20 protein-coding genes are annotated in these 22,344 nt (G+C 63.5%); 12 read left to right on the top strand and 8 right to left on the bottom strand.

Going from position 1 to position 22,344, the window contains the following annotated elements; genetic code table 11:
- The first annotated feature begins 20 nt into the window (after positions 1-20).
- A complete protein-coding gene (locus JQ575_RS15830; protein ID WP_192739702.1) occupies positions 21-998 on the top strand; it encodes an IclR family transcriptional regulator in 978 nt (325 codons plus the stop codon).
- Positions 928-2,487, top strand: coding sequence for an acyl-CoA carboxylase subunit beta (locus JQ575_RS15825; RefSeq protein WP_212034162.1), 1,560 nt, complete (start codon positions 928-930; stop codon positions 2,485-2,487). The genes JQ575_RS15830 and JQ575_RS15825 overlap by 71 nt, the downstream gene beginning before the upstream one ends.
- 132 nt (positions 2,488-2,619) lie before the next feature.
- Here JQ575_RS15825 and JQ575_RS15820 read toward each other — a convergent pair whose 3' ends face one another.
- Entirely contained in the window at positions 2,620-3,783 is a 1,164-nt protein-coding gene (locus tag JQ575_RS15820) for a patatin-like phospholipase family protein (protein ID WP_212034161.1), read from the bottom strand.
- 230 nt (positions 3,784-4,013) lie between these two features.
- Here JQ575_RS15820 and JQ575_RS15815 point away from each other — a divergent pair, with 230 nt between their 5' ends.
- The 3 genes from JQ575_RS15815 (at position 4,014) to JQ575_RS15805 (ending at position 7,350) form a co-directional block, all read left to right on the top strand.
- Entirely contained in the window at positions 4,014-4,796 is a 783-nt protein-coding gene (locus tag JQ575_RS15815) for an acetoacetate decarboxylase (protein WP_212034160.1), read from the top strand.
- A 129-nt stretch (positions 4,797-4,925) separates the two neighbouring features.
- On the top strand, positions 4,926-5,984 hold the full coding sequence (locus JQ575_RS15810; protein WP_212034159.1) for a transporter: 1,059 nt from the start codon (positions 4,926-4,928) through the stop codon (positions 5,982-5,984).
- Positions 5,985-6,009: 25 nt separating this feature from the next.
- Positions 6,010-7,350 carry a carbohydrate porin gene (locus tag JQ575_RS15805; RefSeq protein ID WP_212034158.1) on the top strand — a complete coding sequence of 447 codons (1,341 nt, stop codon included), beginning with the start codon at positions 6,010-6,012 and terminating at the stop codon, positions 7,348-7,350.
- 6 nt (positions 7,351-7,356) lie between these two features.
- Here JQ575_RS15805 and JQ575_RS15800 read toward each other — a convergent pair whose 3' ends face one another.
- The 4 genes from JQ575_RS15800 to JQ575_RS15785 form a co-directional block, all read right to left on the bottom strand.
- A complete protein-coding gene (locus tag JQ575_RS15800; RefSeq protein ID WP_212034157.1) occupies positions 7,357-8,655 on the bottom strand; it encodes an MFS transporter in 1,299 nt (432 codons plus the stop codon).
- A 113-nt stretch (positions 8,656-8,768) separates the two neighbouring features.
- Positions 8,769-9,962, bottom strand: a complete 1,194-nt coding sequence (locus JQ575_RS15795) for an acetyl-CoA C-acyltransferase (RefSeq protein WP_212034156.1) — start codon at positions 9,960-9,962, stop codon at positions 8,769-8,771.
- 176 nt (positions 9,963-10,138) lie between these two features.
- A complete protein-coding gene (locus JQ575_RS15790) occupies positions 10,139-10,324 on the bottom strand; it encodes a DUF2783 domain-containing protein (RefSeq protein ID WP_192739698.1) in 186 nt (61 codons plus the stop codon).
- Positions 10,321-11,991: an FAD-dependent monooxygenase gene (locus JQ575_RS15785; RefSeq protein ID WP_212034155.1), complete on the bottom strand. Its 1,671-nt coding sequence runs from the start codon at positions 11,989-11,991 to the stop codon at positions 10,321-10,323. Before JQ575_RS15785 ends, JQ575_RS15790 begins: the two co-directional genes overlap by 4 nt.
- A 121-nt stretch (positions 11,992-12,112) precedes the next feature.
- Here JQ575_RS15785 and JQ575_RS15780 point away from each other — a divergent pair, with 121 nt between their 5' ends.
- Positions 12,113-12,928 (top strand): enoyl-CoA hydratase/isomerase family protein, encoded by an 816-nt coding sequence (locus JQ575_RS15780; protein ID WP_212034154.1) that lies wholly within the window; start codon positions 12,113-12,115, stop codon positions 12,926-12,928.
- Between the two features lie 58 nt (positions 12,929-12,986).
- Here the strand turns inward: JQ575_RS15780 and solA are convergent, their stop codons facing one another.
- Positions 12,987-14,153, bottom strand: a complete 1,167-nt coding sequence (gene solA / locus JQ575_RS15775; RefSeq protein WP_212034153.1) for an N-methyl-L-tryptophan oxidase — start codon at positions 14,151-14,153, stop codon at positions 12,987-12,989.
- Positions 14,154-14,167: 14 nt separating this feature from the next.
- Positions 14,168-14,938, bottom strand: a complete 771-nt coding sequence (locus tag JQ575_RS15770; RefSeq protein ID WP_212034152.1) for an enoyl-CoA hydratase — start codon at positions 14,936-14,938, stop codon at positions 14,168-14,170.
- 157 nt (positions 14,939-15,095) lie between these two features.
- On the opposite strand from JQ575_RS15770, the gene JQ575_RS15765 reads away from it, so the two are divergent.
- Together JQ575_RS15765 and JQ575_RS15760 are read left to right on the top strand one after the other, a co-directional pair.
- Positions 15,096-15,635: a PaaI family thioesterase gene (locus tag JQ575_RS15765; protein WP_212034151.1), complete on the top strand. Its 540-nt coding sequence runs from the start codon at positions 15,096-15,098 to the stop codon at positions 15,633-15,635.
- A gap of 66 nt (positions 15,636-15,701) precedes the next feature.
- Positions 15,702-16,328, top strand: coding sequence for a TetR/AcrR family transcriptional regulator (locus JQ575_RS15760; protein WP_212034150.1), 627 nt, complete (start codon positions 15,702-15,704; stop codon positions 16,326-16,328).
- Between the two features lie 143 nt (positions 16,329-16,471).
- Here JQ575_RS15760 and JQ575_RS15755 read toward each other — a convergent pair whose 3' ends face one another.
- Positions 16,472-17,386: a LysR family transcriptional regulator gene (locus JQ575_RS15755; protein WP_212034149.1), complete on the bottom strand. Its 915-nt coding sequence runs from the start codon at positions 17,384-17,386 to the stop codon at positions 16,472-16,474.
- A gap of 186 nt (positions 17,387-17,572) precedes the next feature.
- On the opposite strand from JQ575_RS15755, the gene JQ575_RS15750 reads away from it, so the two are divergent.
- The 4 genes from JQ575_RS15750 to mmsB all read left to right on the top strand — a co-directional run bounded on the left by JQ575_RS15750 (position 17,573) and on the right by mmsB (position 22,340).
- Positions 17,573-19,069 (top strand): CoA-acylating methylmalonate-semialdehyde dehydrogenase, encoded by a 1,497-nt coding sequence (locus JQ575_RS15750; protein ID WP_212034148.1) that lies wholly within the window; start codon positions 17,573-17,575, stop codon positions 19,067-19,069.
- A gap of 131 nt (positions 19,070-19,200) precedes the next feature.
- Positions 19,201-20,346 (top strand): isobutyryl-CoA dehydrogenase, encoded by a 1,146-nt coding sequence (locus tag JQ575_RS15745; RefSeq protein WP_212034147.1) that lies wholly within the window; start codon positions 19,201-19,203, stop codon positions 20,344-20,346.
- Positions 20,343-21,419, top strand: a complete 1,077-nt coding sequence (locus JQ575_RS15740) for an enoyl-CoA hydratase/isomerase family protein (protein WP_212034146.1) — start codon at positions 20,343-20,345, stop codon at positions 21,417-21,419. The genes JQ575_RS15745 and JQ575_RS15740 overlap by 4 nt, the downstream gene beginning before the upstream one ends.
- 33 nt (positions 21,420-21,452) lie before the next feature.
- Complete coding sequence (gene mmsB, locus JQ575_RS15735) at positions 21,453-22,340, top strand: 3-hydroxyisobutyrate dehydrogenase (protein WP_212034145.1); 888 nt, start codon at positions 21,453-21,455, stop codon at positions 22,338-22,340.
- The last annotated feature ends 4 nt before the right edge of the window (positions 22,341-22,344 follow it).

Below are 22,344 nucleotides of genomic sequence, written 5' to 3'. Positions count from 1 at the left end.
GGGCGGAACGGAGCCAAAATATGGGAAGACGCTCGGAGCGGCTTAGCAAACAGGGGATGCTCGCCAGCGATCTGGCGGGCGAGGGCGATGTGATTCAGGTGGTGTCGCGGGCGTTCGATGTCCTGCGCTGCTTCGAGGGTCACGAAGCCCGACTCGGCAATCTCGAAATTTCCAATCGCTGCGGTTTGCCGCGATCGACGGTGTCGCGGTTGACGCACACGCTGACGCGGATGGGCCAACTGGTCTATCTGCCGCGCGACCAGAAGTACCGCATCGGCCCGAGCGCGGTGGCGATGAGCACGTCGATGATGAAGGGATTGCAGCTGCGCAACCTGATCCGGTTGCGGCTGCAGGATGTCGCCGAGCAATTGCCGGGCACCGTCGGTTTTGTGATTCCCGATCGCTTTCAGCTGGTCTATCTCGAGTTCGCCCGTGCCGCGAATGCGCTCGGCCTGCACGAGACCACCGGCAGCCGGATTGCGATGGCAAGCACGGCGGCGGGACACGCCTACACCGCGGCGCTCGACGACGATGTCGGCGATGCGCTGATCGTGGAAATGGAGCGCGAGATGCCGGATAGCGCGCGGATGCTGAAGTCGCGCATCGAGGACAATCGCCGTCATCTGCGCGAACACGGCTATGTCGTGGCCTGCGGCACCTGGAGCCCGCACATCAATGGTTGCGCCGTGCCGCTGTGGTCGCCGCAATATCAAACCTACGTCGTCGCGACGATCGGTCTATTGTCCGCGATGTTCGATGAAAAGCGGGTGCACCGCGACGTGGCGCCGGTGATGGTCGAACTGGGGGCTGCACTCGGCGGTCTGCTCGAAGGCGCCGATGGCGACATCTTCACCAACCGGCTGGAAAGAAAAGCGCTTCCGGTGTCAGTGCATAACAATAATAAAATCATCAAGGCGGAGGATACGAATGAACTGGAAGCCGGAACTCGACGACCTCGCCCGGCGCGAAGCGTTCGCGCGCGAGATGGGAGGCGTTGACAAGGTCAAGCGTCAGCATGACCAGGGCCGGCTCACCGTTCGGGAGCGCATCGACAAGATCGTTGACCAGAAGTCCTTCCACGAAATCGGCGCCATCTCCGGCATCGCCGAATACGACGAGAACAGCGAACTCAAGCACCTGACGCCCGCGAACTGCGTGTTCGGCCGGGCCAAGGTCGAAGGCCGTCCGGTAGTCGTCGTCGGCGACGATTTCACCGTGCGCGGCGGCTCGGCCGATGCCTCGATCTCCGCCAAGCCGCTGATGGCCGAGGAGATGGCGCATGATTTCCGCCTGCCGATCATCCGCGTGATCGAAGGCTCGGGCGGCGGCGGCTCGGTGAAGACGATCGAGACGCGAGGCGCCGCCAATCTGCCGGGCGGCGTCGGCGGCACGCGCTGGTACTGGTTCACGACGGCGAACATGGCGCGCGTGCCGGTGGTGGCGCTCGGCCTCGGCTCGGTCGCGGGCCTCGGCGCCGCACGGCTGGCGGCGAGCCATTATTCGGTCATGACCCGGAATTCGGCGATGTTCGTCGCGGGGCCGCCGGTCGTAAAACGCCTCGGCCAGGACCTGACCAAACAGGAACTCGGCGGCGCCGACATCCAGACCCGCGCCGGCGGAGTGGACGATGCCGTCGATACCGAGGAAGAGGCGTTCGAGCGCGCCCGGCGCTTCCTGTCCTATCTGCCGTCATCGGTCTACGAACTGCCGCCGACCACGCCCTGCACCGACGATCCGGAGCGGACCGAGGAAGCACTGATGAAGTCAGTGCCGCGCAATCGCCGCCAGGTCTACAAGATGCGCCCGATCATCGACGCCGTCGTCGACAAGGGCTCGTTCTTCGAGGTCAACGCCAATTTCGGCCGCCCGATCATCACGGGCCTCGCGCGCCTCGAAGGCCGCGCGGTGCTGCTGCTCGCCAGCGATCCCTTCCACTATGGCGGGTCGTGGACGGCGGAGGCCTGCCAGAAGGTGGTGCGCTGGGTCGACTTCGCCGAAACCTTCCATCTGCCGGTGGTCTATCTGATGGATTGCCCGGGCTTCATGATCGGGCTCGAGGCCGAGAAGTCGGCCACCATCCGGCACGGCGTGCGCGCGATGGCGGCCGTCAACCAGAGCACCGTGCCCTGGTGCACCATCATCGTGCGCAACGCCTTCGGCGTCGCCGGCGTCGTGCACCAGCCGGCCAACCGATATTCGATGCGCTACGCCTGGCCCTCGGCCTATTGGGGCTCGCTGCCGCTCGAGGGCGGCATCGAGGCCGCCTATCGCGCCGACATCGACGCGGCGGAAGACCCGGCGGCAAAGCTGAAAGAGATCGAAGACCGCCTCAACAAGCTGCGCTCGCCGTTCCGCTCGGCCGAAAAATTCTGGGTCGAGGAGGTGATCGATCCCCGCAAGACGCGTTCGCTATTGTGCGAATTTGCGCGGCTCGCGGAACGGGTCCTCACGACGGGGCCGGCGACGAACATGGCGATCAGGCCGTAGGTGGTTGCCGCGCACTCAACTCGTCATACGCGGGCTTGACCCGCGTATCCATCGTCCGCGCTAGCGGACAATCGCGATTCATTCGAAGAAAGATGGATTGCCGGGTCAAGCCCGGCAATGACGATAGTGGAGCTACACCTCGTTCTCCCGATGTACGTCGTGGATCACGATGCCCATGCCTTCGTCGGGCATCCGGATCCAGTCGCGGCGCTTCAGCGTGCGCTTGGTGTCCTCGTGGCCGCTCATCCAGTGCTCGCGCATCGAGGTGCCCGAAAATTCGTGGTCCTTGGCGTCGCCCTCATAGGCCTTCTGCTGGTAGATCAGTTGCAGGATCGCGATCTCGGGCAGGTTGCCGATGCTGGCCTTGATCTGACGCTCTTCGTCGGACAGCTGATCGTCGGGAATTCGCGACAGCGCCTTGTGGAGGCGGGCTTTCAGATTGTGCGTCTTGCGGTAGACGTCGGTATTGTGGCGCGTGCGCGAGGAATACATGATGTCCTTGTGCCGCGCCATCACGTCCTGGATGTCGCGCGGCAAGGCTCCGCGGGCGCTGAACAGGTCGACCTGGAACACCAGTGAATTGAGGCTGTCTTCCTGGTCCAGGAGATGCTGCAGCGGCGTGTTCGAGACAATACCGCCGTCCCAGAAATGGTCGGTGCCGACCTTCACCATCGGCAGGGCCGGCGGCAGCGCGCCGCTCGCCATGATGTGCTCGGGAATGATCTCGTCATGGGCGTTGTCGAAATAGATGAAATTGCCTGACAGCACGTTGACCGCGCCGACCGCAAAGCGGATCCGCTTATCGTTGATCATGTCGAAATCGACGAGCTCGAGCAGCGTCTGGCGCAGCGGCTCGGTGTCGTAATAGCTCGTCGCGGTCCGGGCACCGGTAGCGCTGAGCCACGGATTGGTCATATGCGGCGTGAAGAAGCCGGGCTGGCCCAGCGTCGTCGTCATGAACGAGCTCGCGAAATTGCGCGCCTTTCGATAGACGTCGCCGTCCGGCGTGTAGTGCCAGATCTTGCGGCTGGTGATGCGGTCCCAGAAGATCTGCAGGCGTTCGAGCCGGCGCTCGGGCGGGTTGCCGGCGATGATCGCCGAATTGATCGCGCCGATCGATACGCCGCAGACCCAGTCCGGCTCGATATGGGCCTCGTGCAGGGCCTGATAGACGCCGGCCTGATAGGCACCGAGCGCGCCGCCGCCCTGCAGCACCAGCGCGACGCGGTCGCAGCGCTCCGGCCGCCAGCCGCGCGCATGAACGGTCTGTTCGAAATGTGGGGTTCGCGCGTCCATGTTCATTTGCTCCAGAACTGCCCGACAATTCCGCGCGCTGGTGACGCGATGATGACAAATGCATCGATCGGCTTTTGCCGCCTCGCGTTTTTGCCTGCGCCTGAAGCATTGGCGTGTTCGAAAAATCGAGGTCGAAACTTGCGGTCATGACGCTGAAGGAAATCCCTCACATCCCTGTCAATTTCGGCCGCTAGCAATCGGCAGGACGATTTTCAGCAGGGGAAATTGCGATGCGCAGGGAAGACTTGCTCAAGTTTCCGTCGATGCCGGCCGCAGGGCCAAGCTATCCCGCCGGTCCCTATCGTTTCGTCAACCGCGAATTTCTCGTCATCACCTATGAGACCGATCCCGAATTGATCCGCGCCGGATTGCCCGAGCCGCTGGAGCCGGTAGATCAGCCGATCGTGCACTATGAATGGATCAAGATGCCTGATAGTTCCGGGTTCGGCAGCTACACCGAATCCGGGCTTGTGATCCCGGCGCGCCTGCATGGTGAAGAAGTCAATTTCGTCTCGCAGATGTATCTCGACGACGATCCGCCGATCGCAGCAGGGCGTGAAATCTGGGGCTTTCCGAAGAAATACGCCCACCCCAAGCTCGAGATCGTCAAGGACACCTTCACCGGCACGCTGGAATATGCCGGCCAGCTCGTGGCGATGGGCACCATGGGTTACAAGCACGAAAGCATGGCCGGCAACGGCGAAATCACGCGCGCCACGCTGTCGAAGACTCAGATCAATCTCAAGATGATCCCGGGCGTCGATGGCCGCCTCGAAATCTGCCAGCTCGTGGCGATCAATCTCACCGACATCGTCGTCAAGGGCTCATGGATCGGGCCAGGGCGGTTGCATCTGGTGCCGCACGTCAACGCGCCGGTGGCGGATTTTCCAGTGCGCCGGGTGGTCGGCGCCCATCACTTCCTCGCCGACCTGACGTTGCCGTTCGGCCGCGTGGTTCTCGACTACAACAAGGAAGCCGACCAGGCGGCGGTAACTGGTCTCGCCGCAGAGTAGGCGGCGCAAGCGAACTCTTCGGTGACATCAAACTGTAACAAAAACGCACTTGAATTGCCCGGCATGCACGAGGGCCGCTGCGGCTGAGTTCTCCTATGGCCGCTGCGCAGGGTTTGGCGGGGGCTCCTGATGTCTTCCATGGATACGTTGGCCGAGCCTGCAATAGGTGTCGGCATGCCGATAGCCGATGCCGCTTCGGCTATCCCGGATGCCGCTCCGGCTATCCCGGGACTGGTGTGGGCGTTTCGTCTGCACAGCGACGGCAGCGCCGAGCCGCTGCCGATCAACGTGCCGATCGAATTCAGCCACGATGGCCGGCTGTGGCTGCACTTTAATCTGACCGACGCGCGGGCGCGGTCATGGCTGGCGGGTGTGGACGTGCCCCTGCCGGCACGCGAGCTGCTGCTGTCGAAAGACAATTATCAGCAACTCCACATCTCGGACCACTGCGTCTACGGCGTGTTCTCCGATCTTGTCCGCGCCATCGACACCGCGACCGAGGAAACCGGATTTCTTCGTTTCGCGATGACCGAGCGCCTTCTGATCAGTGGCCGGCATCAGGCGCTTTGCGCCGTTGACGCCACCCGCCGCGTGCTGGAGAGCGGTCATCGCGTCGATACCGTGGCGGCACTGCTGGAGAAGATCGTCGACGAGGTCGCCGATACCATGGACCGCATGGCCGACAAGATCGCCACCGCGATCGACAATATCGAGGAACGGATTCTCGCGGGCGAGACGAGATCGGAAATGCGCGCAGCGCTCGGCCGGTCGCGGCGGACCTGCGTGCGTTTGCACCGCCAGTTGGCGGGCTTGCGCGTGCTGTTCCACCGGCTCGAGCAGAAAAGCGTTGAACACCTCAGCCCAGCGCTGCGGCTTCAGGCCGGAAAACTGGCGCAGCGGCTCGATGGTCTCGACCACGATATCGTTGAGCTGCGCGAGCGCAGCCGCCTCCTGGAGGAAGAAATTCATTTCAAGATGGAGGAGGAAAGCAACCGGCACCTCCATACGCTGTCCATCGTCACGACGATGCTGCTGCCGCCGACGCTGGTGACCGGTATCTTCGGCATGAACACCAAGGGCCTGCCGCTCACCGACACCGAAACCGGATTTTTGTGGGCCGCGGCGATCATGGTTGGCGTCGCCGGTGCGGCGTATCTCGCCATGCGCCGGTCAGGCTTCTTCAAATAAAGCAGTCGGCGACGGTATCGATACCATGTACAGCGTTCTTTCCCGCGCCGTCACCTTGCTCGCGACTGGTGCGTGTATCGCGCTCGCACCGGCCGCGCGCGCCGACACTGCTCCGGCTGCGAAAAAAGATCCACGGGAATTGCTGGCCGATGCCGGCTATCAGTTCAGCCTGGTCTATATCGGGGAAGGGCTCGCCAATATCACTGGCGGCATGCGGACGGGGGCGATCTACACAGGGCGCCTCGATCTGGGCACCACGATCGATCTGGAGAAGGTGGCGGGTTGGACCGGCGCCAGCTTCCACGCCAACATGTTCCAGATCCACGGCGACGGGCTGTCGCGCAGCTATATCGGCCATCTGATGCTGGTCAGCGGCGTCGAGGCGTTGCCGGCGACGCGGCTCTACGAATTCTGGGTCGAGCAGAAACTGCTCGGCGGCAAGATCGCCGTCCGCGTCGGACAGCAGGCCTCCGACATCGAGTTCATCGACAGTTCCTATGACGACATCTTCGTCAATTCGGCGCTGGGCTGGCCGGGCCATGCCGGGATCAATTTGCCGAGCGGCGGGCCGTCGCCACCGCTCTCGGTGATGGGTATCAGGGTGAAAGCCGAACTCTCAGACCGGCTCACGGCCTATTTCGCGCTGTTCAACGGCGACTCGGCTCCGCCAGGGCCGGAAGATCCGCAAATCAAGAATCCCCACGGGCTGTTGTTTCGCGTCAGTGATCCGCCATGGTGGATCGCCCAGCTTAAATACAAGGTTGAACTTGGTGAAAGCCGGCTGCCCGGAACGATCACCGGCGGCGGCTGGTACCACATGAAGTCGTTTCCTGATCAGCGGTTCTCCGCCGACGGCCTGTCGCTGGCCGATCCGAACAGCAATGGCGAGACCGCATGGCGGCGGCGGAATCCCGGCGTGTTCATGGTGTACGAGCAGTTGTTGATGCGCGCGTCGCCGGGCTCCGACAAGGGCATCGCCTTTTTCATGCGCGCCTCGATGAGCCCGTCGGACCGCAACCTGGTCAGCGCCTATATCGACGGCGGCTTTTTGTTCACCGGCTTCAGCACGCAGCGCCCGAACGACAGGTTCGGGATCGCCGCGACCTATGCCCGGATTTCCGACCGCGCCCGCGCGCTCGACCGCGACACGCAGATATTCACCGGCACGGCGTATCCGGTCCGCGATTATGAGGCGATCCTGGAGATCACCTATCAGCACGAGGTGCGGCCGGGCTTTCTGCTGCAGCCGGTGGTGCAGTACATCGCCCATCCCGGCGGCGGCGCGCCTGATCCAAACGATCCGACGCAGACCAGGCGCATCAAGGATGGGGTGATGGTGGGGGTTCGTACCACCATCACTTACTAAGTTGAGCTAGGCCGCGGCCACGGCCACCGCCGGCTTCGGTGCCGGCCTCGCGATCGCCAGCGTGATCAGCGCCGCGACGATGCAGAGCGCCCCGGCGACGAAGAAGGCGGGCACATAGGTCGCATAGATCGTCCGCGACAGCCCCGCGCCGAAGGCGGCGATCCCGGCGCCCAGCTGGTGGCCGGCGAAAATCCAGCCGAACACCAGGTTGGCACGCTCGGGCCCGAACCGTTGCGCGGTCAGCCGTACCGTCGGCGGCACCGTGGCGATCCAGTCCAGCCCATAGAACATCGCAAACACCGACAGGCCGTAGAACGAGAAATCCGTGAACGGCAAGAACAGCAGCGACAGGCCGCGCAGGCCGTAATACCAGAACAGCAGCCAGCGATTGTCGTAACGGTCCGACAGCCAGCCGGACACGATGGTGCCGACGAAGTCGAAGATGCCCATCGCGGCAAGCAGGCTCGCGGCCTGGACCTGGGGAATGCCGTAATCGAAGCACATCGGAATCAGGTGCACCTGGATCAGGCCGTTGGTGCTGGCGCCGCAGATGAAGAAGGTGCCGAACAGGATCCAGAACACTTTCGTCTTCGAGGCGTCGCGCAAGGTGCCGAGCGCGGCGGCCATGATCGGCGCATTGCTCGGCGGCGGCGATACGATCGGCTCGGTGCCCTCATCGCCGTACGGCCGCAGGCCAAGGTCGCTCGGACGGTCGCGCATGATCATCGCCACGGCAAAGGCCGCGACGGCCAGCATCACGCAGATCAGCGCCAGCGCGTTTCGCCAGCCATAATGCTCCGTCAGCGTTGCCAATAGCGGCAGGAAGACGAGCTGGCCCGTCGCCACGCTGGCGGTGAGGATGCCGACGACGAGGCCACGCCGCGCCACGAACCAGCGTGCCGAAATCGTGGCGCCCAGCACCAGCGCGGTCATGCCGGTGCCGAGGCCGATCACGACGCCCCACAGCAGCATCAGGTGCCAGACCTGTGTCATGAACAGGGAGGCGATCAGCGCGGAGGCCACGATCAGCAGCGACAACAGCGACATGTTGCGCAGGCCGTAACGGTTGAGCAGAGCGGCCGCGAACGGGGCCATCAGCCCGAACAGGATGAAGCGGATCGACAGCGCCGAGGAGATCTCGGCGGCGCTCCAGCCGAATTCCTTCTGCAGCGGCACGATGAAGACGCCGGGTGCGCCGACGGTGCCGGCCGAGATCAGCGCGGTGAAAAAGGTCACGCCGACCATCGCCCAGCCATAATGAATGTTGCGGCGGGCGAGGGCGGCGGACAGCCAGTTCGAAATCATTGGGCCTCTGAAAAATTCAATTGGAAGGTTTGCAGGATGTGGCGGAACACCACATCCTGACACAAACGCCTGGCGACATAAATACTGAACTTCCCTCGTTTCCGGACATGCCGCTAATGCACGATGCGCTCGACCGCGATCGCGGTGGCTTCCCCGCCGCCGATGCAAAGCGCCGCGACGCCGCGCTTCAGGTTCTGCGCTTCCAGCGCGTGCAGCAGCGTGACGATCAGGCGCGCGCCGGTGGCACCGATCGGGTGGCCGAGCGCGCAGGCGCCGCCGTTGACGTTCAGCTTCTCGCGCGGAATCCCGAGGTCGCGCTGCGCCGCCATCGCCACCACCGCGAAGGCCTCGTTGATCTCGAACAGATCGACATCGCCGACGCTCCAGCCGACCTTGTCGAGCAGCTTCCGGATCGCCGGGATCGGCGCCGTGGTGAACCATTGCGGCTCCTGGCTGTGGGTGGCGTGGCCCTTGATCTCGGCGAACGCCCGCAGGCCTTCGCGATCGGCCAGCGAGCGCCGCGCCAGGATCAGCGCTGCGGCGCCGTCGGCATTGGCGGAGGAGGCGGCCGGCGTGATCGTGCCGTTGGCGCGGAACGCCGCTTTCAGCCCGGGAATTTTGGCGGGATCGACCTTGAGCGGATGCTCGTCATTGGCGATCACGCGCGGACCGGCTTTCTCAGTCACCGTGATCGGCACGATCTCGGCCTTGAACGCGCCCCCTTCCACCGCCTTGCGGGCGCGCGTCAGTGTCTCGATCGCGTAGGCGTCCTGATCGGCGCGGGTGAACTGATAGGCCTCCGCGGTGGCCTCGCCGAAATCGCCCATCGAACGGCCGGTCTCGTAGGCGTCCTCAAGCCCGTCCATCATCATGTGGTCGATGATCCGGTCATGGCCGGCGCGATAACCCGCGCGCGCCTTGCTCAGCAGATAGGGCGCGTTCGACATGCTCTCCATGCCGCCGGACAGCACGATCTCGGCCGAGCCGGCCTTGATGATGTCATGCGCCAGCATGGTAGCCTTCATGCCGGATCCGCAAACTTTGTTGACGGTGGTGGCGCCGGTGGCATCCGGCAGCTTGGCGCCGCGCGCGGCCTGACGCGCCGGGGCCTGGCCCTGGCCGGCCGGCAGCACATTGCCCATGAACACTTCGTCGATCCGCTCCGGCGCCAGTTTTGCGCGTTCCAGCGCCGCGCCGATCACATGCGAGCCGAGCTTGTGGGCGCTGAAGGGCGACAATTCGCCCATGAACCGGCCGAGCGGGGTGCGGGCGGCGGACAGGATGACGACGGGATCGGAGGCGGCCATGGCGGAACTCCCAGGGATGTTCGGTTAATAAGATTATGAACATCATATGATGCGCCGCAAGAATTGCAACGGATGATCTCACGGAAATGAGTGGATCATTCCATGAGAAAATTTCGCGTTCGGATGAGCTGAATTGATCCGTTGATCGGGGCAGGCCGCTACCGAGCGGCGTCGCGCTATTCCAGCCCGTCGAGCGCCGTCCGGATGGCGTTCTGGAACACGGCGATGTCGCCGAGTTCGTGGCCGAGCACCAGCGCCAGCCGGGTCAGGAAGAGCGCCTCGCGCTCGGGCCCTGCCGAATCGATGGCCGTTGCGAGCGTCTCATAGGCGGTTTCGAAATCCGCTGATGGCATCGTGCTCATGCTCTGGCCCTCCCGAGGCACAAGGCGGCGGTCCGCAGCACCTCATTTGCGGCGATCGTTTTCCATCGCCCGGCGACATGCAGGTCGGGACGCAGCAGATAAAGCGTGCCGGGAGCCGCCGCGTACAGGCGAGCAATCTCGCCGTCGGCGTCGCTGACGTGACTGATTCCGATCAGGAGTGCGGCAAGGCGCCTGTCCGTGTTGCGAAGCCGGTCGAGGAGCATGATGTCGTCGGTGGACGGCGCGCCCCGGCAGAACAGGATGGCCGTCAGGCCAATGCCGGCCTGATCCAGCAAATGACTACCGTCGGGAAGCTTCGCGTTCGGCGCAACGCTGCCGCACATCGGGCCACCCGTAAACTCGGCATCGCGGCTTGCACAGGGTGTCAGTGGGCTCTCGGAATAGGTGTAGGGCTGCATCTGCCTGGGATTGGCGAGGCCGCGCGGAAATTCGTGCTTCAGGCTCAGCGACAGCGCCGCCTCGCGCGCCAGCCGCCAGCCGCGGGTCGGCGGTGTCATGAAGCGCGTGCTCTTGGTGGCGTTGGCGAACACATCGAGCGTGGCGCCGCGGCGCTCCGACGAATAGCTGTCGAGCAGCGTTTCGTCCGCCTCGCCGTTGAGGACGAGCGCCAGCTTCCAGCCGAGATTTTCGGAATCCGCGAGGCCGTTGTTGAGGCCACGCACGCCAAAAATCGGCACGATATGCGCGGCGTCGCCGATGAAGAACACCCGGCCGTGCCGGTAGTCATCGAGGCAGAGCGTGTTGGCGGAATAGACGCTCCACCATTCCAGCTCCCACGGTCTGTCGTGGCCGATGTCGCCGAGGATAGCACCGACCCGGGCGCGGATGTTCTCCTCGCGCATCGCCTCCTGTTCGCTTTCGCCTTCGCGGAGCTGGTAGTCGACGCGCCAGATACTTTCCGGCTGCTTGTGGATCAGCACGGTGCCGCCGGGATTGCCGCTCGGCTCGAAGAAGGCCCGGCGCTCGGTCGGAAAATCGTGATCCATGCGGATATCAGCAATTACGTATCGACCTTCGTAATTGTCGCCCTTCATCCGCAAGCCGAGCTGTGATCGGATCGGCGAGCGCGCGCCGTCGGCAGCCAGCACATACTCGGCATCGAGACGGTAGTTGCCGGCGGGCGACGTGACGCCGATCGAAACGCCATCCGCGTCCGGCTTGATGTCGGAAAGCTCGCTCTGCCAGCGCATGTCGATGAGGTCGCACGCCGTCACCGCGTCATGCAGATATTGCTCGATATACTGCTGCTGCAGATTGTACATCGGCAGATATTTTTCGTTCGGCGGATGCGGCATTTCGAGCCGGAAGATCTGTTCGCCGCGGTAGTAGCTGCGGCCGTAGCGCCATCCCAACGATTTCTGGAGAAAGGGCGCGACCGCGCCGATCCGCTCCAGGATGTGCATGCTCGGCCGCGCGATGCAGAGCGCCCGGCTGCCGTCGTTGAAAGTGTCCTTGCGATCGATCAGCACGCTGCGAACGCCGTACCGCGCCAGCACCAGCGCTGCCGTCATCCCGATCGGGCCGGCGCCGACGATCGCGACGGGATGGCGAACGGCCACGCCGTCCAGTTCGGGCGCGCGCCGCGCCGGAAAGATCGGATAGTTGAAGTAGAGCGAATCCAGCGGCCCCTTGCCGGCAGGTCTCATGTGTTTCCCGCTTTGTTCATCCGGTTCCTTGGTCACACCGACTACAGCTTGAAAGAAGCGGTATGGCAAGGCAGCATGTGTCGAACGCGAACAACCTTCACGATTGAAAGAAGGCCGTACAATGAATCAGCCAGCCCGCAGCGAGCAGACCGAATCCAACGAAGTTCTCTACGAGGTCGATCAGGGCATTGCGGTCATCACGCTCAATGCGCCTGAGCGCATGAACACCATCTCCGGGCCGATGCTCAACGACCTGACGCGCCTTTTGATCCGGGCCAATGAGGACAAGGCCGTGCGGTGCGTGATCCTGACCGGCAAGGGGCGGGCCTTTTGCGCGGGGCTGGATTTGCGCAAGGAGCGCAGCGGGGATGGGCTCAGCTCGGCTTCCTCGAGCACCTCGCTCGACCTGCGCAACACCCCGCCGACGGTGATGCAGGCGATGGACAAGCCGACGATCTGCGCAGTGAACGGTGGCGCGGCGGGCTATGGCATGGATACCGCGCTCGGCTGCGACATCCGCATCATGGGGGAATCCGCCAAATTGGCTGCCGCCTTCGTCAAGCGCGGGGTGGTGCCGGAATCAGGCGGCACCTGGTTCCTGCCGCGCATGATCGGTTGGGCCAAGGCCTCCGAACTGATCTTTACCGGGCGCACGCTCAGCGCGCGCGAATGCCTCGAATGGGGGCTCGCCAACGAAGTCGTGCCGGATGCGGATCTGATGGGACGGGCACGTGCGGTGGCGCGGGAGATTGCGGCCAATGCGCCTTTGGCGGTGCAGGCCGCCAAGCGGATGATGCGGATGGGGCTGAACGAAACATTCCCTGATCATGTGCACCACGTCTATCTGCAGCTCCTGCCGCTGTTCAAGACGCAGGACATGCAGGAAGGCATCAAGGCCTTCATGGAGAAGCGCGAGCCGAAATTCGAGGGCCGCTGAAGCCTGGGATAAATTGTCATGACGCAGCCGCCTTTTTGCGGCGAAGCGCGCCAGGATCTCAGATCGCGCCCGAAAACGAGAACTTGCTGACGTCCAGATGTGATTGACCAAGCGCCATCTGCGCAAGGGTCTCTCCGACAGCGGCGGAATGCTTGAACCCGTGCCCCGAGCACGGCGAGGCGATGATGACGTTCTTCATGTCGGGGTGATGATCGATGATAAACCGGGCGTCCTTCACACAGGTGTAAAGGCACACCTTCGTCTTCACGCAGTTTTCGTCGAGGCCAGGGAAGAACGGCCCGACATAGGTTCTGAACATCCCAGTGATTTCGTCTGGAGAAACGCTCCGGCGAACCGTGTCGGGCGTTGTCGTATCGACATACTGCTCGGTGGCGATCTTCACTCCTTGCTCGGGGTGGCCAATCAAGGGAAAGCCGTAGATGCTCTGGGGTGCCGGAAGTTGCCAGATGTAGACCGGAAATCGCTCTGGAAGAAATTCGGCGTATTGGTTCTGGTTTTTCAGGCCAAACCAATAAAGCACCTGCCGTGTTATGCTGAATTGCCGATCCAGGCCTAATACATGGTTGATCCATGGACCAGCGGTTATGATGAGTTTTTTGGCGCGATAGGTGCCGACGCCTGTCGTCACCTGCACGCCGTCGCCATCGGGTTCGAATTTGAGCACCTTCTCGTAAAAGCGCAGCACGGCGCCCGAGGTGGCCGCGAGCTGGAGCTGTGCCTCAATGCACGACTCAGGTCGCACAAAGCCGCTGACCTCGTCGAAATAGGCTTCGTCGTCGTCGTTGACGTTGAAGGCGGGAAAACGCTGCCTGATCGTCTTGCCATCCAGCATTTCGTAGCGGACCTTGGCCTGGTCGGCCGCCGTCACCGTGGTCTTGAGGAATTCCGGATTTTCATGTCCGGCGGCACGCTGGCCCTTGCCTGAGATCACCAGCAGTCCATTTTGGGTGAAAAGATCCCGCCCGGTCCGGCTCTCGATGTCGCGCCATATCTGGTGCGACCGCTTGGCAAAAGGCGAGTACTCGGGACCCTCGCCGCAGGCGATGCGGGTAATTCGGGTATCGCCGTGCGTCGAACCCAGCTCATGAGGCGGCTTGAGCTGATCAATCCCGAGAACCGAGGCGCCTCGACTGGCCAGCTGGTAGGTCGCGGCGGAGCCCATTGCGCCCAAACCGAGTACGATGGCGTCGAACGACCTTTCCATTTCTTCTCCTGCGCCTATCGCTTGCGGTCGAGGAAGCCCTGCATCATCCGCTGCGGCTCTCCGGTCAGGAAGGATTGCCCGAACACGCCGATGCTGAGATTGACAGATTCCGTCAGCGGCAGCTCTTCCCATTGTCGCATGAGCGCCTTCTGCGAACGCAGCGCTTCCGCTCCGCATTCGAGCAGGGCCTTGACCGTATGCTCGACCGCATCATCGAGGCCGCCGGCCGGCGCGACTTTGTCGACCAACCCCCAGGCCAGCGCGGTCGGCGCATCGATATTCTCCGCCGTCATGACAAGCCAGCGGGCGCGGCCCCAGCCGATCAGCCGCGGCAACAGTGCTGCGTGGATCACCGAGGGAATGCCGACCTTCACCTCGGGCATGCCGAAATGGGCGTCGTGCGCGGCGATCCGGAAATCGCAGGCAGCCGCGACTTCCAGCCCGCCGCCGAGGCACCAGCCGGGCAGCCGCGCGATCACGGGCGCCGGGAATTGGCGCACGGCTTCGCAGAGGTCGCGCAGCCGCGTGATGAAGGCTTCGGCGGATTGCTGGTCGAGTTTGGCCATTTCCTTGATGTCGGCGCCGCCGATCATGCTCTTCTCGCTCTGGCCGGCCAGGATCACCGCGCGGATGCTTCGATCATCAGCGAGTTTCTCAAAGCCCTCACGCACGCCTGATGTGACGGCGGAGCTCAGGATATTGAGCGAACCGGCGTTGCAGATCGACAGCCGCGCCACGCCGCGGGAATCGCGGTCGATACCGCAATGGGGATTGAGCATTTCCATCTGATTTTCTCTGCTGGTCTTGGTTTTGGGTTCAGTGGCACGGTTGAAGCCACTTCCCGGACAATGCGCTGAATTGTCAAGGGCAGGCAGGCGAGGGACCGTTGCGCTGCGAGGCCTATTTAGTTAATATGACGAACGTAATTCAAATGGAGCCGCCATGAGTGCGATTGAAACCGCCGACCTGTTTTCTCCAGCGATGCGCCGGGAGCGCGTGGTTGACTGGCAGGCGCCGGGGCCGGCCGCGAAGGCCGCTGCCGGGATGACGGGCATGGAGGCGATGTGCGCGATCCGCGACGGCATCCTGCCGGAACCACCGATGGCCCGCCTGATCGATTTCCGACTTCGCACTGCTGAACCGGGCCGGATCGTGATGGAACTCGAACCGCACGAAAGCCTGGAAAATACCATCGGTCTGTTGCACGGCGCGACCGCGGCGGCCCTGCTCGATACCGCCATGGGTTGTGCGATCTCGACCATGCTGCCGGGCGGGCAGGGCGCGGTGACCCTCGATCTCAAGCTGACCTATCTGCGGCCGCTCTCGGTCAAGTCGGGCAAGATCTCGGCCGAAGGCAAAATCATAAAACTCGGCCGCCAGACCAGCTATACCGAAGGCTTTGTCTGCGACGGCGCCGGCAATCTTGCAGTGCACGCGACCGCCACCTTCTCGATGATCGGCGAGGGTCCTAAGACGAAATAGGTGCAGCTTTTTTCGCGTTCAACTGCTATTATATGACTGCAAACATCTAATGGTTCAGGAATTCCGATGCGCTATTCCAAGGAGCACAAGCAGGAAACCCACGCGCGGATCGTGAAGAAGGCGTCCGTGCGGCTTCGCGAGAAGGGCGCGCATGGCATCGGCGTCGCCGACCTGATGAAGGAGGCCGGCCTGACCCATGGCGGCTTCTACGCCCATTTCGATTCCCGCGAGGCGCTGGTCATCGAAGCCTTTGCCTATGCGATGGACCGCTCGACCGAGCGCTGGCGCAAGGTCGCCGACGAGACCCCGCCGGACAAGCGTCTCGCAACCATCGTCGAGAATTATCTGACGCCTGTTCATCGCGACGATCCCGGCCATGGTTGCGCGATTCCGACGCTCGGCGCCGAGATCGCGCGCGAGAGCGCGAAGACGCGGAAGGCTTTTGCGGCCAAGCTGGAAGCGATGGTCGACATGATGGCCGATCAGATTCTCGACGTTCCGCGCAAGTCGGCGCGCAAGCAGGCGGTGGCGGCGCTCGCGACCATGATGGGCACGCTGGTGCTGTCGCGCATCGCCGGCAATGGCGAGTTTTCCGATGAAATTCTGGCCGCCGGGCGCGAGGCCGTGCTCGGTCGCGCGGCGGCGGCGAAACCGGCCGCGAAGAAGGCCGCGGCGAAGTCGAAGCCGAATTAGAAGCCGCACCCGCCACTGTCGTCCCGGCGAACGCCGGGTCCCATACCGCGTTGTGCTATCGACGAAGGAAGCTCGCTGCCACCTTCCGCCAAATTGGGGCTGCGGCGTATGGGTCCCTGCGTTTGCAGGGACGACACGTCGCTTCACCGCCCACTGAACAGCGCGCGCTCGCCTTCCACCGTCTCGTAGATGTAATCCGCCACCGCACGGATCCGCGCCAGGTCCTTGCTGTCGGCGTGCATCAACAGCCAGAACGTCCGCGAGATCGTGATCTCGTCCGGCAGCACCGGGCGCAACTCCGGATGCGCCGTCGCCATGAAATGCGGCAGCACGGCGATGCCGAAGCCGGCGATGGTGGCGTTGAGCTGCGCGATCAGATTGGCGCTGCGGAATTTTGCGGAGATCTTTGGGCTGACCTGCGGCAGATAATCCAGTTCCGGCGTGAACAGCAGTTCCTCGATGTAGCCGACAAAGCGGTGGGCGGCGAGGTCGCTGCGCCCGGTAATTTTGGGTGCGCGGTCGAGATAGGCGGGGGCTGCATAAAGTCCGAGGCTGTAGTCGAGCAGCTTGCGCCCGAACACCCGGCCTTCCTTCGGCATGGTCAGGCTGATCGCAATGTCAGCCTCGCGCTTCGACAGGCTGAACAGCCGGGCGGTGGCGACCAGCTGCAGGTCGAGATCCGGGTAGCGCTCGACGAATTTTACGAGGCGCGAGGCCAGGAAGTGGCTGCCAAAGCCGTCGGGCGCCCCGATTCGCACGGTGCCGGTCAGATGCGCGCGCGAGCCGCCGACCGCCTCCTGGTTGGCGACGATGGTCGATTCCATCGCCTCCGCGCTGTCGGCGACGCGCTGGCCGGCCTCGGTCAGCAAATAACCGGTTTTGCGACGATCAAACAGTTTTGCGGACAGATGCCGTTCCAGCCGGTCGACACGCCGGATCACTGTGGCATGATCGACGCCCAGCTGTTTTGCGGCAGCGGATACCGTTCCGCCGCGCGCAATCGCCAGCAGAAAACGGAAGTCATCCCAATCGATCGTACCGCCGCCTTGATCCAGCATTTCCGCACATCTATGGTGCAATTTATCAGACTTGTATCCCAGGAAATGCGGGTCAAAAAGACTTCAAAGCGAACCAAAGCGTTTTCAAGCGAAGTGGACACCGGTTCGCGTGAAGAAAACGCGTTAAATCAAGGATTAGAGCCTCGGTTCTGAACCGAGGCTCGGCCGGGTCTAGGGAGAAGATTCATGCGCTCAATCGGACATTTCATCGGCGGCAAAGAGGTCAAGGGCAATTCGGGCCGGACGGCCGACGTATTCGAGCCGATGACCGGCGACGTCCAGGCCAAGGTGGCGCTGGCCTCCAAGGCCGAGGTTTGCGCCGCCGTCGAGAACGCCAAGGCAGCTCAGCCGGAATGGGCTGCGACCAACCCGCAGCGCCGCGCGCGCGTGATGATGAAATTCGTCGAACTGGTACAGCGTGACTACGACAAACTCGCTGATTGCCTTGCACGTGAGCATGGCAAAACCGTTCCCGACGCCAAGGGCGATATCCAGCGCGGACTCGAAGTCGCCGAATTCGCTTGCGGCATTCCGCATCTCATGAAGGGCGAGTACACCGAAGGCGCCGGCCCCGGCATCGACATCTACTCGATGCGCCAACCGCTCGGCGTCGTCGCCGGCATCACGCCGTTCAATTTCCCGGCGATGATCCCGATGTGGAAGTTCGCGCCCGCGATCGCCTGCGGCAATGCGTTCATCCTGAAACCCTCGGAGCGCGATCCCGGCGTGCCGATGATGCTGGCCGCCCTGATGATCGAGGCCGGCCTGCCGCCCGGCGTGCTCAACGTCGTCAACGGCGACAAGGAAGCGGTCGACGCCATCCTCGACGATCCCGATATCAAGGCGATCGGCTTTGTCGGCTCGACGCCGATTGCGCAGTACATCTACGAGCGCGCCGCGCAGACCGGCAAGCGTTGCCAGTGTTTTGGCGGCGCCAAGAACCACGCCATCGTGATGCCGGACGCCGACATGGACCAGGCCGTCGATGCCCTGATCGGCGCCGGCTACGGCTCGGCGGGCGAGCGCTGCATGGCGATTTCGGTCGTGGTGCCCGTCGGCAAGACCGCCGCCGACCGCCTGATGGAAAAGCTGATCCCGCGCGTCGAGTCGCTCAAGATCGGCACCTCGGTCGATCCGTCGGCCGATTACGGCCCGCTGGTGACGCGCGAAGCGGTCGAGAAGGTGAAGAGCTACATCGATATCGGCATCAAGGAAGGCGCGACGCTCGCTGTCGACGGCCGTGGCTTCAAGATGCAGGGCTACGAGAAGGGCTTCTATCTCGGCGGTTCGCTGTTCGACAACGTCACCAAGGACATGCGGATCTACAAGGAAGAGATCTTTGGCCCGGTGCTGTCGGTGGTGCGCGCGCACGACTACAAGGAAGCGCTGGCGCTGCCGTCGGACCATGACTACGGCAATGGCGTTGCGATCTTCACCCGCGACGGCGACGCCGCGCGCGATTTCGCCGCCAAGGTCGAAGTCGGCATGGTCGGCATCAACGTGCCGATCCCGGTGCCGATCGCCTATTACACGTTTGGTGGCTGGAAGAAGTCCGGCTTCGGCGATCTCAACCAGCACGGCCCGGATTCGATCCGCTTCTACACCAAGACCAAGACCGTCACCTCGCGCTGGCCGTCGGGTGTGAAGGAAGGCGCGGAGTTCTCGATCCCGACGATGAACTAGCCGCGTCGCGGCTCCCTAACTCGTCATGCCCGGGCTTGTCCCGGGCATCCACGACTTGAAATGTTGCAACGTCGAAAGACGTGGATGGCCGGGACGAGCCCGGCCATGACGACGATACTCTGAGGACCGAGATGCATTTCGCTCTCAACGAGGACCAGATTGCGGTTCGCGACATGGCGCGGGAATTCGCCGCGGAGAAAATCGCGCCGCATGCGATACGCTGGGACGAGGAAAAGCATTTTCCGGTCGACGTGATGCGCGAGGCGGCGACGCTCGGCATCGGCGGGGTCTATATCCGCGACGATGTCGGTGGCTCGGCGCTGACGCGGTTCGACGCTGCGCTGATCTTTGAGGCGCTGGCGCAGGGCTGCCCGACGGTGTCGGCGTTCATCTCGATCCACAACATGGCGTCCTGGATGATCGATGCCTATGGCAACGACACCCAGCGCCAGAAGTGGTTGCCAAAGCTCTGCACCATGGAGCTCTTGGCGAGCTATTGCCTGACTGAACCGGGCTCCGGATCAGACGCGGCTGCGTTGCGCACCCGCGCGGTGCGCGACGGCGATCATTACGTACTCAACGGCCAGAAGCAATTCATCTCCGGCGCCGGCAAGGGCGATCTCTATGTGGTGATGGTGCGTACCGGCGCCGATGGCCCCGGTGGCATCTCGACGCTGGTGATCGAGGGCGACACGCCGGGCCTGTCGTTCGGCGCCAATGAGCGCAAGATGGGCTGGAACGCGCAGCCGACCCGCGCGGTGATCTTCGAGAATGCCCGCGTGCCCGTTGAAAATCGTCTCGGCGACGAGGGCATCGGCTTCAAGATCGCGATGGCCGGGCTCGACGGCGGCCGCATCAACATCGCCGCCTGTTCGCTCGGCGGCGCGCAAAATGCGCTCAACAAATCGCTAAGCTACATGAAGGAGCGAAAAGCCTTCGGCAAGCGCCTCGACGAATTCCAGGCGCTGCAGTTCCGCTTGGCCGACATGGCGACCGAACTGGAGGCGGCGCGGACCTTTGTTTGGCGCGCCGCCGCCGCACTCGACCGCAAGGATGCGGACGCGACCATGCTGTGCGCGATGGCCAAGCGCTTTGGCACCGACGTCGGCTTTGAAGTTGCCAACCAGGCGCTGCAACTGCACGGCGGCTACGGCTATCTCAGCGAATACGGCATCGAGAAGATCGTGCGCGACCTGCGCGTGCATCAGATCCTGGAAGGGACCAACGAGATCATGCGGCTGATCGTGTCGCGAAAACTGATCGAGGGCGCGCGATGACGTCAGTTACCGAGGCGCCGGAGGGCGACCTGATCGCCCGGCGCGAGGGCTCTTGCGGCGTGATCCGGCTCAACCGGCCGAAGGCGATCAATGCCGTGACGCTGGAGATGTTTCGCGACGTCGACAAGGCGCTCGATCGGTTCGAGGCCGATCCGGCCGTCGCGGTGATCCTGCTGGAAGGCGCGGGCGAACGCGGTCTCTGCGCCGGCGGCGATATCCGCGCACTCTGGGAGAGTTCAAAAGTCGCCGGCGATCTCGGCAAGATCCTGTGGCGCGAGGAATACATCCTCAACGCCCGCATCAAGAAATTCCCAAAACCCTATGTCGCCTTCATGGACGGCATCGTAATGGGCGGCGGCGTCGGGCTGTCCGCCCACAGCAGCCATCGCGTGGTAACGGAGCGGACGAAACTGGCGATGCCCGAAGTCGGCCTTGGCTTCTTTCCTGATGTCGGTGGCACCTGGCTGCTTTCGCATTCGCCGGGCGAGATCGGTACGTATTTCGGACTGACCGGGCAGACCATGAACGGCCCCGACGCGATCAATGCCCGTTTTGCCGATGCAGTGGTGCCGTCGGGCAAATTGCCTGCGTTGCGCGAGGCGCTGACCAAGGTCCGCACAGGCGCGACCTCGGCCGAGATCAAAACCCTGATCGAGGGCTTCGCAACCGGCGAGACCGCTGGTCCCGTTGCCGCGATGCAGGCAAAAATCGACAGCTGGTTCGCCCATGACCGGATGGAAGATATCGTCGCCGCGCTGCAGCGCGACGGGTCGGAATTGGCGTTTTCAACCCTGAAGACGCTCGGCGAAAAATCGCCGCGCGGCATGGTGGTCACGCTGAAACTGCTTCGGCTGGCGCGGGCGTCGTCCTCGCTGGAAGAATGCCTGGTGCGGGAATATCGCGCGGCGCTGGAAGTCTTTGCCAGCGACGATTTCCGCGAGGGCGTGCGCGCCGCTGTGATCGACAAGGACCGCAGCCCAAAATGGTCGCCGCCGCGCATCGAGGACGTGACACCGGCGATGCAGGCGCCTTATTTCGCCGAGATCGGCGCCGACGAACTCAGGTTCAACTGAAACAACAAGAACAGCTCACGCGGAGGATTCGAGATGGCTACTATCGCATTCATTGGCCTCGGCAATATGGGCGGGCCGATGGCGGCCAACCTGGTCAAGGCCGGCCACAAGGTCATCGCCTTTGATCTGGTCGAGGCGTCCAAGAACCAGGCCAAAAGCGACGGCGCTACGATCGCGGAAAGCGCCGCGGCCGCGGTGAAGGGGGCGGATACCGTCATCACCATGCTGCCCGCGGGCAAGCACGTGGTCTCGGTCTGGACCGACGTGGTTCCGGCGATGGCCAAGGGTGCGCTGATCATCGATTGCTCGACCATCGACGTCGAGAGCGCAAAGCAAGCGCATGCACTGGCGGCCAAGCACGGCATGGCTTCCGTCGATGCGCCGGTCTCCGGCGGCACCGGTGGCGCCAAGGGCGCGACGCTGACCTTCATGTGCGGCGGCGAGGACAAGGCGTTTTCCGCCGCAAAGCCGGTGCTGGAAAACATGGGCAAGAAGATCGTGCATTGCGGCGGCGCCGGCGCCGGGCAGGCGGCCAAGATCTGCAACAACATGATTTTGGGCATTTCCATGATCGCGGTCGGCGAGGCCTTCGCGCTCGCCGAAAAGCTCGGCCTGTCGCATCAGGCATTGTTCGACGTCGCCTCGACCTCGTCGGGGCAATGCTGGTCGCTGACGACCTATTGCCCGGTGCCGGGCCCGGTTCCGACCTCGCCGGCGAATAATGGCTACAAGCCTGGTTTTGCCTCCAATCTGATGGTGAAGGATTTGACGCTGGCGCAGGACGCCGCCAACGCCGCGGGCGCCGCGACCCCTCTGGGCAAGCACGCGCAGGAGATCTACAAGGCGTTCGACGCCGCCGGCCATGGCGGGGTGGATTTTTCCGGGATTATCCAGCACGTTCGGAGTCTCGCCGGGAAATAACGGA

The organism is Bradyrhizobium sp. JYMT SZCCT0428, assembly GCF_018131075.1.
In the GTDB taxonomy this organism is placed as follows: Bacteria; Pseudomonadota; Alphaproteobacteria; order Rhizobiales; family Xanthobacteraceae; genus Bradyrhizobium.
The sequence above is the reverse complement of the archived record's forward strand: the minus strand, read 5'-3'. Positions and strand labels throughout refer to the sequence as shown.

What these genes read in the sequence shown, in the direction of transcription:
- JQ575_RS15830 (WP_192739702.1), top strand. Translation starts at nt 21, where the DNA reads ATGGGAAGACGCTCGGAGCGGCTTAGCAAACAGGGGATGCTCGCCAGC.
- JQ575_RS15825 (WP_212034162.1), top strand. Translation starts at nt 928, where the DNA reads ATGAACTGGAAGCCGGAACTCGACGACCTCGCCCGGCGCGAAGCGTTC.
- JQ575_RS15820 (WP_212034161.1), bottom strand. Translation starts at nt 3,783, where the DNA reads ATGGACGCGCGAACCCCACATTTCGAACAGACCGTTCATGCGCGCGGC.
- JQ575_RS15815 (WP_212034160.1), top strand. Translation starts at nt 4,014, where the DNA reads ATGCGCAGGGAAGACTTGCTCAAGTTTCCGTCGATGCCGGCCGCAGGG.
- JQ575_RS15810 (WP_212034159.1), top strand. Translation starts at nt 4,926, where the DNA reads ATGTCTTCCATGGATACGTTGGCCGAGCCTGCAATAGGTGTCGGCATG.
- JQ575_RS15805 (WP_212034158.1), top strand. Translation starts at nt 6,010, where the DNA reads ATGTACAGCGTTCTTTCCCGCGCCGTCACCTTGCTCGCGACTGGTGCG.
- JQ575_RS15800 (WP_212034157.1), bottom strand. Translation starts at nt 8,655, where the DNA reads ATGATTTCGAACTGGCTGTCCGCCGCCCTCGCCCGCCGCAACATTCAT.
- JQ575_RS15795 (WP_212034156.1), bottom strand. Translation starts at nt 9,962, where the DNA reads ATGGCCGCCTCCGATCCCGTCGTCATCCTGTCCGCCGCCCGCACCCCG.
- JQ575_RS15790 (WP_192739698.1), bottom strand. Translation starts at nt 10,324, where the DNA reads ATGAGCACGATGCCATCAGCGGATTTCGAAACCGCCTATGAGACGCTC.
- JQ575_RS15785 (WP_212034155.1), bottom strand. Translation starts at nt 11,991, where the DNA reads ATGAGACCTGCCGGCAAGGGGCCGCTGGATTCGCTCTACTTCAACTAT.
- JQ575_RS15780 (WP_212034154.1), top strand. Translation starts at nt 12,113, where the DNA reads ATGAATCAGCCAGCCCGCAGCGAGCAGACCGAATCCAACGAAGTTCTC.
- solA (WP_212034153.1), bottom strand. Translation starts at nt 14,153, where the DNA reads ATGGAAAGGTCGTTCGACGCCATCGTACTCGGTTTGGGCGCAATGGGC.
- JQ575_RS15770 (WP_212034152.1), bottom strand. Translation starts at nt 14,938, where the DNA reads ATGGAAATGCTCAATCCCCATTGCGGTATCGACCGCGATTCCCGCGGC.
- JQ575_RS15765 (WP_212034151.1), top strand. Translation starts at nt 15,096, where the DNA reads ATGAGTGCGATTGAAACCGCCGACCTGTTTTCTCCAGCGATGCGCCGG.
- JQ575_RS15760 (WP_212034150.1), top strand. Translation starts at nt 15,702, where the DNA reads ATGCGCTATTCCAAGGAGCACAAGCAGGAAACCCACGCGCGGATCGTG.
- JQ575_RS15755 (WP_212034149.1), bottom strand. Translation starts at nt 17,386, where the DNA reads ATGCTGGATCAAGGCGGCGGTACGATCGATTGGGATGACTTCCGTTTT.
- JQ575_RS15750 (WP_212034148.1), top strand. Translation starts at nt 17,573, where the DNA reads ATGCGCTCAATCGGACATTTCATCGGCGGCAAAGAGGTCAAGGGCAAT.
- JQ575_RS15745 (WP_212034147.1), top strand. Translation starts at nt 19,201, where the DNA reads ATGCATTTCGCTCTCAACGAGGACCAGATTGCGGTTCGCGACATGGCG.
- JQ575_RS15740 (WP_212034146.1), top strand. Translation starts at nt 20,343, where the DNA reads ATGACGTCAGTTACCGAGGCGCCGGAGGGCGACCTGATCGCCCGGCGC.
- mmsB (WP_212034145.1), top strand. Translation starts at nt 21,453, where the DNA reads ATGGCTACTATCGCATTCATTGGCCTCGGCAATATGGGCGGGCCGATG.